Genomic DNA, 11,132 nt, shown 5'->3' with positions numbered 1-11,132 from the left:
CAATTACGTTCGGGATGACAGGTGCATGGCGTTTAAATACATTCAGGATGACTGATTTACAATTCCTTGCGCATCACATAGTCGTTTAACACAAAATGATGGTAATTGATATCTAACTTTTGATAGATTTCAAAAGCCATCTTTTTATAAAAATGCTGTGCTGAATTGCCTCTATTGACGTTCAGTTCAAGTATTTTACCACCCTTTAATTTAGCGGAAGAAGAAACTTCATCAATTAGTTTTTTGCCTGTCCCAGATCCTTGTTCGCTTGGTAAAACATAGAGTTTGTGTAGTTTAAAGACTTGATTTTGAGCATCTACTAATGAGTATGCCGCAAAACCAAGAGCCATATTTTCTCTTTCGAGGATTAAAAATTCAATACCTGCATTCATTTGTTCTAAAAGGCTTTCTGCCGAATACATATCCTGAAGCATGAAGCTAATTTGCTCATCACTAATGATTTGACTATAGCTTGGCCACCATGTTTTTTCTGCAAGGTCGCTTATTACTGGAATATCAAGTTTTGTAGCTATCCTGATCTTCATGTCAAATTGTTTCTGAAATAAAAATAAAGGGTTGATCAAAAGTTAGAGCGTAAAAGCCATCTTTTTCGGTTATAAATAGATGTTCATCTAACTCAACTAATCCGCTTGTATTTAAATTATGCACCTCATGAAGAACTTTTATCTCCTCTCCTGCAGATTGCCATTTACTAAATCCAGAGCGTACCGGGAATATTTTTTGATTTCCTATAAAAACGACAATATCTAAGTCATCTACAAAAAGTACATAATCCTTCAGTGAAAATTCATTGCTAATGATGTTTACCGCTGGATAATGCTCGCCGTCTAAAAACTTCAGTGCATCCTCCAGCGGTTCACTATCTGATAAAATCAGTTTGGTGCTTTCTTGAGTATAAAAATGCGGGTCTTTTGTAAGTACAGCATCTATTTTTATGCCCATAGAATCTACGAGTTCATAAATATCTTCGTTTACAATTAGTGTCGGACTCCATTCTAAGATTTGTCCTAAGTTCTCGCTTTCAAAGCCTTCCAAACTCATAATTAATAAGGCGGGCTCTTGTTTTTCGCGAACTATGTGATGTGATGACATAAATCAAAAATAACAAAGCCTTTTGATTGTTTCAGCTTAATAGATCTTTTTGTGAAAATCTTTAATCATTGATCCCGGATTCCCCGCAAGATTTACAGTGGCAGAAACAGCAATTCCGTAAATACCTGTGTTTAGAAGTTCTTCTGTATGTTCTAAATTAATGCCTCCAACAGCTATCAAAGGAATATCTATCTCAAGCTCTTGCATTTTTTGCACGACTTCATGATAACCCGAAAGGCCTAAAATTGGATAATCATTAACTTTTGTTTTTGTAAAGGCAAATGGTCCGCAACCAATATAATCAACCACCCCTGAAGCATAAATACGTTGAATATCTTCTATAGTATTTGCCGATGCACCTAATGTTTTTTCATCGCTAATGGCATGACGAATGGCCATAAAATCAGCATTCATATCTTCAATATGAACACCTTGAGCATCAACTTGGTGGAGTAAATGATAATGATTTGTAAGTATTAGAGTCGCGCCCCAATCATCGCAAATGGAGGCAATTTCATGTATTTCTTGGATCAATGCCTCATCATTTTTTGATAAACAACGGTACTGAATCCAGTTGGCACCTGCCTGACAGGCTATCTCTACCTGCTCAATATGTTTGCGCTGCGTTAAATCCTGACTCAGGTAATGAAATTTAGAAATGTATTTTCTCATAGCGAATTAAAATTTTAAACCTAAGGCAAGCAGAAAGTTACGTGTTGCTTGTGGATAATAGTAATTTTCTGTTGTAAAATCACCGCCATACATATAGCTAAAGGTATAACCATTTGCTTCGTATAATTCAGAGAAAACATTATTCACCATCAATGTAAGTCCTAGATTTTTTATAGCGCCTATTTTGGTATTATAACTCACGCGAACATCATTAACAAAAAAAGCATCTAATTTCCGTTGGGAGTTGGATGTATTATCTAGGAATTGTTGAGAAACATATTTGCTGATGAAAGCCATTTCAGTTTTTTTCATGGGAATAAAACTGAGTTCACTTGAGCTAATGAAGTTAGGAGAAAAGGCAAGGTCGCTTTTACTGTAATTGTTCACAATCTGTCCGCCATTATCATAATCATCTGCGTATTCAGTAAAGTTTTTAACTTTATTTTCACTCAATGATGCGGTGAAGTTCCAAGATAATTTATTATTAATTTGAACTCTAGAATCGAGTTCTAAGCCATATCTATAGCTTCTTTCAACATTTTGACGTATGTATTCGCCCACATCATTTACTTTACCTGTTAATACTAGCTGATCATTATAGAACATGGCATAGGCATTAATTCCGGCATTAAAATTCTGTCTTCGATGTCTGTAGCCAGTTTCAATATTCAATAAATTTTCTGCTTTTGGGCGATTTGAGCTATTCGAATTGATATAATCATCGCGATTAGGTTCTTTATTAGCTACAGCTAAGGAAGCGTAAAGGTTGCTTTGCGGATTAATATCATAGCTAAAACCTAGCTTGGGATTAAAAAAATTTAGTTGATCAATTTGATCAAGAGCCATTCTGTTTTTATCAGTTCCATTTACGCGATAGTTAACCAGTCGGTATTGTAAATCGGCATAAAGGTTTATTTTCCCAACATTAAACTCAGCTTTTGCAAAAGTATTGAAATCGGTTTTAAATCCATTTCCTTTATAATATGGTGTGATATTATCACTAATCGGGATAAACTGACCTCTAATTACCTCTCCAAAATGATCGCCATCGTATTCATTATAAGCACCACCTAGGGTATAATTTATTTTTGTGTTGGGATTATAATTTAGTGAATAAGTTAAGCCATAGTAATGATTATCGAGCCAACGTCGTCTGATAAGATCACTCCTATCTATCGTAATAGACCCTGCTGGGAAGGATGAAATGCCATAATTTGTTAATTTTTGATCTTCTTTAAATTCCTCAAAATAGCCTCTTCCTTTGGTATAATGAAGAGCGGTATTGGCCGAAAATACAGGCGAGAAAGTGTGTGAATACAAAAGCTGATAATGATCTTGAACGTAATTATCTGTTTGGTCATCATAGGTAAAGCCATTAAAAGTACGATTGCTTTTCAATAAATTTTCGGGAACACCATTCCATGCTTGATATGTTTTTTCGGAGCCTGAAAACACATTAAAGCGTAATAAATCCTTTTTGCCATAATAAGCACCACTTAAGAAATAGGATTTTAAATTGGATGAACCTCTATCGATATAGCCATCCGACTCAATTCTTGATAATCGGCCATCAAAACTAAATTTATTGTTAATTAGTCCCGAACCCACATTAACCGTATTTTTTATCGTATTAAAAGACCCTAAAGTATTATTTATTTCAGCATAAGCAGAATCATTTTTAGTGGTAGTTTGTATGTTTAAACTAGCTCCAAAGGCCCCAGCTCCATTGGTGGATGTGCCTACGCCTCTCTGAATTTGAATATTATCAACTGATGAGGCAAAGTCGGGTAGGTTTACCCAAAACGTACCTTGACTTTCAGGATCATTATAAGGAATCCCATTGATGGTCACGTTTATTCGTGTTGGGTCGCTTCCGCGGATACGAATACCGGTATAGCCAACGCCATTTCCAGCATCGGAGTTGACTACTACCGAGGGACTTTGATTTAGGAGGAAGGGTAAATCTTGGCCCAGATTATTTTTCACCAATTGCGCTTTGTTGATATTGCTATAAGTTGTGGCCGAGTTTTCTGAGGCGCGAGTTGCTCTGACTAAAACTTCATCGGCAATGAGGCTATTTTTGATGAGCTGTAAGTCCAAGCTAGTATTTCCGGTCAAATTGATGGAACGTTCAAGCGTTTGATAGCCTATAAAACTTACTTTTAATAGATAATTGCCCGCTTTTAAATTTTTGAGGGAAAAATTCCCTGATTCATCTGTCCGGCTGTTGATTAATGAATTATCAAGGCTAATACTAGCACCAGAAAGTGCTGAACCTGAATTTTTTTCTGAAATTTTCCCACTAATAGAAAATTGAGCTGAAGCCATAAAAGGCAATAGGATTGCCGTAGCAATAAATAGTAACTTTTTCAATTTGAATAATTTTTTTAGTTAAAAATCCTGCATAATGGGGTTATATGCAGTCCATTAACTCTTACCTCCCTACGCCGGCATTATCCGGATCAGGTGCTCTCTAGAATTGTATTTAAAGCTGTTTTTCAGACAATAAATGAGTGCAATTCTATCGATGGGTATATTCTCAGCCTGTTTTTGTGTTTGATTTCGCAAACAAGGCACCCCTTTTGATTTTACAAAGATACGAATAATTCCGGATTGGGTTTGGAATGAATTTTTTTACAATGTGCTAAGAAAACGGAGGTCCCTCACCTGCTGAAGGGCAGGTTTCGGGATGACAGTGATATTTTTAAACGCCATGCCCCTGTCATCCCGAACGCAGAGAGGGAACTTATTGAGAAAGCAAATTATTTTATCTATCTATATAATATACCTGATGTTTAGCTTTTTGGGTACATATAACACCTTCCCAAATTTCAGTTTAGTCTTTACCACCAAAAACCTTACTTTTGCATTCAATAAAAAATAAAATAATGCTTAGAACACATACTTGCGGAGATCTAACTATCAATGATTTAAATAAAGAGGTAACACTTACTGGTTGGGTGCAAAAATCGCGCGACCTAGGGGGAATGACTTTTATTGATATGCGTGATCGCTACGGAATAACGCAATTAACCTTTAACTCGGATGATAATGCTGAATTGAGAGCACAGGCACGTGAATTAGGTCGTGAATTTGTTATTCGTGTAAGCGGTAAAGTAATTGAGCGTTCTAACAAAAATTTAAAAATATCCACTGGAGAAGTTGAAATTAAAGTTTCCAAGCTTGAATTACTAAATGCGGCAAAGCTTCCTCCTTTCCTTATTGAAGATGAAACGGATGGTGGTGATGACCTGCGTTTAAAATATCGCTATTTAGATTTACGCCGTAATCCGGTAAGAAATAATCTTGTTTTACGTCATAAAATGGCTCAGGAGGTAAGAAAATACTTAGATGGACTAGACTTTATCGAGGTAGAAACTCCAGTATTAATTAAGTCTACTCCTGAAGGAGCACGTGATTTTGTGGTTCCAAGTAGAATGAATCCAGGAGAATTTTATGCTTTACCTCAATCGCCACAAACCTTTAAGCAATTATTAATGGTGTCTGGTTTCGACCGTTATTTCCAGATTGTAAAGTGTTTTAGAGATGAAGATCTTCGTGCCGATAGACAGCCAGAATTTACGCAAATTGATTGCGAAATGGCATTTATTGAGCAGGAAGATATATTGAACGTTTTTGAAGGCCTAATTCGTCAGCTTTTCAAAAATGTGAAGGGTGTGGATATTGCAGAAGTTCCTAGAATGCAATATGCTGATGCCATGCGTTTATATGGTTCTGATAAGCCAGATACGCGTTTTGACATGCAATTTGTACCTTTAACAGATATTGTGAAAGGGTTAGGCTTCCCAGTTTTTGATGCTGCCGAATTGGTTATTGGTATCAATGCGAGTGGCTGTGCTGAATACACCAGAAAGCAATTAGATGAATTAACAGATTTCATAAAACGCCCTCAAATAGGTGCTACTGGATTAATTTATGTAAGACATGGTGCTGATGGGAGTTTAAAATCATCTGTAGATAAATTCTACAGTGAAGAGGAGCTTAAAAAATGGTCTGCCGCATTCAATTCACAGCCAGGTGATTTATTATTAATTATGGCCGGTCAGACGGATAAGGTTCGTAAGCAGTTAAGTGAACTCCGCTTAGAAATGGGTAATCGTTTAGGCTTACGTGATAAAAATGTATTTGCCCCGCTATGGGTACTTGATTTCCCACTATTAGAATGGGATGAAGATAGCCAGCGTTATCATGCGATGCACCATCCATTTACTTCACCAAAGCCTGAAGATATTGCAATGCTCGATACCAAACCCGGTGAAGTGCGTGCTAATGCATATGATATGGTTGTAAACGGGACAGAAATAGGCGGTGGTTCAATTCGTATTCACGATAGAGATTTACAATCATTAATGTTTAAGCACCTAGGATTCTCACCAGAAGAAGCACAAAAGCAATTCGGTTTCCTTTTGGAGGCTTTTGAATTTGGTGCTCCTCCGCATGGCGGTATTGCTTTTGGTTTTGACCGTTTGGTTTCCATTTTTGCAGGTTTAGATTCGATTCGTGATGTAATTGCATTCCCTAAAAACAACTCGGGCAGAGATGTTATGATCGATTCTCCTTCAACTATTGCTGAGGAGCAATTGAAGGAGTTGAAAATTAAAACGGATTTATAAAGTCTAAAACATTATTATTTCTTCATCATCAAATAGCTTGAAAAAATCATTTTTCAAGTTATTTGATGATGCATTATTTTCTAGAATTATCTTTTTATTCTATCTTTAGTTATGATCAGTCGCCGTAAATTTTTAGCCGCCACCTCCCTCACAGGAGCATCTATTGTGGCAGGGAATAAATCTTTCTCAAAAGTTTTAGAAGGAAATTCCAGCACACCTGTTTTAAATTCTCCAATCGTTATTTCCACTTGGGATTTCGGTATTGCAGCGAATGCAGCGGCATGGGAGGTTTTGAAAAACAAGGGTAGAGCATTAGATGCGGTAGAAAAAGGAGTTCATGTTCCGGAGGCCGATGAAAGTAATCAATCGGTTGGCTATGGTGGTTTGCCTGATCGTGATGGGCGAGTAACGCTTGATGCTTGTATCATGGATGAACTAGGAAATTGTGGTAGTGTTGCCGCTCTTGAGCACATTTTGCATCCCATTTCTGTTGCAAGGTTGGTGATGGAAAAAACACCACATGTTATGCTTGTAGGTGCTGGAGCACTACAATTTGCATTGGAACAAGGATTTAAAAAAGAAAATCTATTAACCCCAGCTTCAGAAAAAGCATGGAAAGAGTGGCTTAAAAACGCTAAATATCAACCGGAAATAAATATCGAAAACAGATTGTTTAGTCCGACGAAACTCCCAGGAAATCAATATAACCACGATACCATAGGTATGCTAGCCATCGATGCGGCGGGCAACATGTCTGGTGCTTGTACTACTAGCGGAATGGCCTATAAAATGCATGGCAGAGTAGGCGATTCGCCGATTATTGGTGCTGGCTTATACGTCGATAATGAGGTAGGTGGAGCAACTTCTACCGGAGTGGGTGAAGAGGTTATTCGAAATGTAGGAAGCTTTTTAGTGGTTGAATTAATGCGCCAAGGTTATCCACCTGAAGAGGCTTGCAAAGAAGCGGTGATGCGTATCATCAGAAAAAAACCGAATACAGCTAAGGAAATTCAAGTCGGATTTTTAGCGCTAAATAAAAAAGGTGAATACGGTGCCTATGCTATACAACAGGGCTTCAGCTATGCCGTTTGTAATGAAAAGGACCAGAAATTATTGGTTAAGGCGAATAGTTATTCATAAGCTAATTAATGTCTAACAAGCAATTAGAGATCTGTGTTGGCTCGTGGGAATCTGCTATGGCCGCTCAATTAGGTGGCGCAGATCGCATTGAGCTATGTGATAATCTTGCCGAGGGTGGTACTACACCATCCTATGGGATGCTTTTAAAATGCAAAAAAACTCTCCAAATCCCATTTTTTCCAATTATTAGGCCTCGTGGTGGTGATTTTGTATTTTCAGATGATGAGTTTGAAATCATGAAGGAGGATGTGATAGCTTGCAAAGACTTAGGGTGCAAAGGAATTGTGATTGGTATCCTAAGAAAAGATGGAAGTATTGACACCGAACGTTGCGCTCACTTAATCGATCTAGCTAGAGGATTAGAAATTACCTTTCATAGGGCTTTTGATCGCTGTAACGACTTAAAAAAGGGCTTGGAAGACATAATAGGGCTCGGATGTCATCGCGTTTTAACTTCCGGAGGGAAGGAATATGCTTTTCAGGGCTTAGAAATTTTAAAATCTTTAATTATTCAAGCAGGGCCAAGGATTTCCATTATGCCGGGATCTGGAGTAAAAGAGCAAAATTTGGCTCAAATTGCTCAAGAAACTGGCGCGCATGAATTTCATACTACAGCTAAAATTAAATTGGAATATGGAATTGATGCCACTACAGATTTAGTATTTTCCACTTTTGAGACTTCAATTGATAAAGTAGCTCAGTTAAAACAAATTCTATCTAAAATTTAGACTAGCCTTTGTTATCTTGCTTTTATTATTCTTTTCAGTAATTTAAAATAAAAAAACATGAACAAATCATATTTAGCAGCATTGATGTTATTTTCTTTGCCTGCATTTTCTCAGACTAGTCCGCTAAAGACTAAAGCCAATACCACCACCGATCAAATTGAATCGAAGATAATTGAATGGCGTCGCGATTTCCATGAACACCCAGAATTGGGCAATTATGAAACTAGAACAGCCGCTATTGTTGCTAAACATCTCCAAAGCTTGGGAATGGAAGTTAAAACTGGTGTTGCCCGAACTGGCGTAGTAGCGGTATTAAAAGGTGCTAAGCCTGGTCCCGTGATTGCATTACGTGCCGATATGGATGCATTGCCTGTTACTGAACGAGGAAATTTACCATTTGCATCGAAAGTTAAAACACAATATAATAATCAAGAAGTTGGAGTAATGCACGCTTGTGGTCACGATTCGCATACAGCGATGCTTATGGGAGTGGCAGAGGTTCTTGCTGGCATAAAAGCCGATTTAAAGGGAAGCGTTAAATTTATTTTTCAACCTGCCGAAGAAGGTTCAGCTCCTGGAGTTGAGGGTGGTGCAGAGCTTATGGTAAAAGAAGGAGTGCTTGAAAATCCGAAGGTTGATGTCATCTTTGGATTGCATATTTGGGCTTCAACTGAGGTTGGTAAAGTTGCCTATCGCTCGGGAGGGATGATGGCTGGCGTAAATGATATGCAGATTATTGTGAAAGGTCGACAGGCACATGGTGCCGCACCTTGGGCCTCCATAGATCCGATTGTTGTTTCGGCACAAATCATCAATAATTTACAGACTATTGTTAGTAGAAACTTGAATATTACTGAAAATGCTGGTGTGGTAACTATCGGTGCAATTCATTCTGGTGTACGTTCAAATATTATTCCTGAGCAAGCTGAAATGCTAGGTACTATCCGTTCGCTGAGCCTTGAAGATGAAAAACTATTGATTGATAGAATTAGAACTATCGCAACCAAAACTGCCGAGGCGGCAGGAGCTGTTGCTGAAGTTAAAATTCCTTATAGTAATCATTATCCTGTAACCTTTAATGATCCAGAATTAACCCAAAAAATGGTTCCAAGCCTTGTAAAAACCCTTGGTGCAGAAAATGTGTTAATCACTCCACCAATAACTGGCGCTGAAGATTTTTCTTTCTTTCAGGAGAAAGTCCCAGGTTTATTCTTCTTTTTAGGTGCTTTACCTAAGGGTGCTGATTCGAAGACTGCACCTTCACATCATACTCCCGACTTTTTTATTGATGAGAGCTCTTTTAAAGTTGGAGTGAAGGCATTAACCGGACTCACACTCGATTATATGGAGATGACTAAGAAGTAGTTTTAGGATTTTATAAACGCAAAAAAGGGGATTAAATGTACATTTAATCCCCTTTTTTTGTTGTAAAGAATAGTTTATTATTTTGTTCCTAACTGCTTCATTAATTCATCTACAGCAGTTTTTAGCTGCTCATCAACCCCCTTTGTTCGATAATCAATGGAATTATTGATTAAGATATCAGGCACTGCGGGACCGAGCTCCTGATTTTCGTTGGTTGCTTTAACATACCATCCTCTAAGTGGAACACGTACCGAAGAGCCATCCAAAAATGATTTGGCACCAGTCGAAATTACAGATCCATTAGTTGGAATACCTACTAATTTCCCAATACCCAATTGCTTAAATGCATGAGAGAAAATTTCAGCATTCGAATAGCTGTTCTCATTACAGATAGCGATTGTTGGCTTCATCCAAGCAGCATAAACTAAACGTTCGCCAACTGGATAATAATCGCGGAACTTTAATTTATTCTTTTCTAAATCATCAGTAGCACCCCTAGGAATGGCATAAGAGTGTTGTTTATAGTTTAAAACCGACATTAGATAATCGGTAGTACTTCCACCGCCATTATAGCGCACATCAATCACTAAACCTTCTTTTCCATAGCCTGCAGCAGCAAATTCGCGCTCAGTCTCCTCAAAACTTGGCATATTCATCGCTTGAATATGAATATAACCTAATTTACCATTAGAATATTTCTCTACTAATTTCTTACGCTCAAGCACCCATTCGTCGTATAGTGCACCAGAATTACTTCCCACTGGTCTGATTACTACTTCTCTCAACGCTCCCTTGCTATCTTTTACCGTAATTAATAGCTTTTGGTTTACTGTTCCAGCAAGGTGGCTGTAGAAATTCTCACTTTTATTGACAGTCTCACCATTTACAGCAGTAATAATATCACCTACCATTAGGCGACTTCCCACTCTGCTTGCTGGTCCATTAGGTATCACATGAATAACTTTCATGCCATCTGAAATTGGAGCAAGCTCTGCTCCTAATAATCCAGTAGTTTCTCTTTGTGTTTCCGTTCTATCGGCAGCAGTAAAGCCCATGTGGCTACTATTAAGCTCGCCAAGCATAAGGTTAAACATATCTCTAAAATCGGAACTTGTGGAAGCAGAAATAGTTCTTTCCTTGTATTTATTACGTAGAGCATTCCAGTCGTATCCATGCATTTTAGGGTCATAAAATTGATCGCGTAATGTTCTCCAAGCCTCCTCAAAAACCTGTTCCTTTTCACCCGGATAATCGATGGTCATTCTTGCTAAATAAGGTAAAGATTCCTGTGCCGAACTCTTCATGTCAATTTTTGCAAGTGAACCACCTTGGCGGAAGAAATAAATAGACTTCCCTTCATGATCAGTTTTTAATGAATATGGACTTGTTCCACCTTTAGTGATTTCCTTTAATTCTTTACCATCCCACTTTACGCTGTAAAGATCTCTGCCTCTTGAAGCACTATTTGTTGCGGTATAGA

9 protein-coding genes and 1 riboswitch are annotated in these 11,132 nt (G+C 37.8%); of the genes, 4 read left to right on the top strand and 5 right to left on the bottom strand.

Features of this window, described 5'->3' with window-relative positions:
* Positions 1-56 precede the first annotated feature (56 nt).
* Genes ACIQ0D_RS08640 through ACIQ0D_RS08625 form a run of 4 tightly spaced genes read right to left on the bottom strand, consistent with a single transcriptional unit; the run spans position 57 to position 4,158 of the window.
* Positions 57-545 carry a GNAT family N-acetyltransferase gene (locus ACIQ0D_RS08640; protein ID WP_395804704.1) on the bottom strand — a complete coding sequence of 163 codons (489 nt, stop codon included), beginning with the start codon at positions 543-545 and terminating at the stop codon, positions 57-59.
* Between the two features lies 1 nt (position 546).
* The gene (locus ACIQ0D_RS08635) at positions 547-1,113 is read right to left on the bottom strand and encodes a thiamine pyrophosphokinase (protein WP_395804702.1); all 567 of its coding nucleotides are present in this window, start codon (positions 1,111-1,113) and stop codon (positions 547-549) included.
* 36 nt (positions 1,114-1,149) lie between these two features.
* Entirely contained in the window at positions 1,150-1,785 is a 636-nt protein-coding gene (locus ACIQ0D_RS08630; RefSeq protein ID WP_395804700.1) for a thiamine phosphate synthase, read from the bottom strand.
* 6 nt (positions 1,786-1,791) lie between these two features.
* Positions 1,792-4,158 (bottom strand): TonB-dependent receptor, encoded by a 2,367-nt coding sequence (locus ACIQ0D_RS08625; RefSeq protein WP_395804698.1) that lies wholly within the window; start codon positions 4,156-4,158, stop codon positions 1,792-1,794.
* Between the two features lie 47 nt (positions 4,159-4,205).
* A riboswitch (TPP riboswitch) is annotated at positions 4,206-4,376 on the bottom strand.
* A 297-nt stretch (positions 4,377-4,673) separates the two neighbouring features.
* Here ACIQ0D_RS08625 and aspS point away from each other — a divergent pair.
* From aspS to ACIQ0D_RS08605, 4 genes are all read left to right on the top strand, one after another.
* Positions 4,674-6,419 carry an aspartate--tRNA ligase gene (gene aspS / locus ACIQ0D_RS08620; protein ID WP_395804696.1) on the top strand — a complete coding sequence of 582 codons (1,746 nt, stop codon included), beginning with the start codon at positions 4,674-4,676 and terminating at the stop codon, positions 6,417-6,419.
* Between the two features lie 111 nt (positions 6,420-6,530).
* On the top strand, positions 6,531-7,559 hold the full coding sequence (locus ACIQ0D_RS08615) for a N(4)-(beta-N-acetylglucosaminyl)-L-asparaginase (protein ID WP_395804694.1): 1,029 nt from the start codon (positions 6,531-6,533) through the stop codon (positions 7,557-7,559).
* 8 nt (positions 7,560-7,567) lie between these two features.
* Positions 7,568-8,287, top strand: a complete 720-nt coding sequence (locus ACIQ0D_RS08610; RefSeq protein ID WP_395804692.1) for a copper homeostasis protein CutC — start codon at positions 7,568-7,570, stop codon at positions 8,285-8,287.
* Positions 8,288-8,344: 57 nt separating this feature from the next.
* The gene (locus tag ACIQ0D_RS08605) at positions 8,345-9,652 is read left to right on the top strand and encodes an amidohydrolase (RefSeq protein ID WP_395804690.1); all 1,308 of its coding nucleotides are present in this window, start codon (positions 8,345-8,347) and stop codon (positions 9,650-9,652) included.
* Positions 9,653-9,729: 77 nt separating this feature from the next.
* Here the strand turns inward: ACIQ0D_RS08605 and ACIQ0D_RS08600 are convergent.
* A partial coding sequence (locus ACIQ0D_RS08600; protein ID WP_395804688.1) for a S41 family peptidase occupies positions 9,730-11,132 on the bottom strand: 1,403 nt, incomplete at its 5' end.

The sequence above is a fragment of the Daejeonella sp. genome, from assembly GCF_044342615.1.
Taxonomy (GTDB): Bacteria; Bacteroidota; Bacteroidia; order Sphingobacteriales; family Sphingobacteriaceae; genus Daejeonella.
This window is presented reverse-complemented; position numbering and strand designations above follow the sequence as displayed.

Coding starts and splice junctions, on each gene's coding strand:
- ACIQ0D_RS08640 (WP_395804704.1), bottom strand. CDS start 545: ATGAAGATCAGGATAGCTACAAAACTTGATATTCCAGTAATAAGCGAC.
- ACIQ0D_RS08635 (WP_395804702.1), bottom strand. CDS start 1,113: ATGTCATCACATCACATAGTTCGCGAAAAACAAGAGCCCGCCTTATTA.
- ACIQ0D_RS08630 (WP_395804700.1), bottom strand. CDS start 1,785: ATGAGAAAATACATTTCTAAATTTCATTACCTGAGTCAGGATTTAACG.
- aspS (WP_395804696.1), top strand. CDS start 4,674: ATGCTTAGAACACATACTTGCGGAGATCTAACTATCAATGATTTAAAT.
- ACIQ0D_RS08615 (WP_395804694.1), top strand. CDS start 6,531: ATGATCAGTCGCCGTAAATTTTTAGCCGCCACCTCCCTCACAGGAGCA.
- ACIQ0D_RS08610 (WP_395804692.1), top strand. CDS start 7,568: ATGTCTAACAAGCAATTAGAGATCTGTGTTGGCTCGTGGGAATCTGCT.
- ACIQ0D_RS08605 (WP_395804690.1), top strand. CDS start 8,345: ATGAACAAATCATATTTAGCAGCATTGATGTTATTTTCTTTGCCTGCA.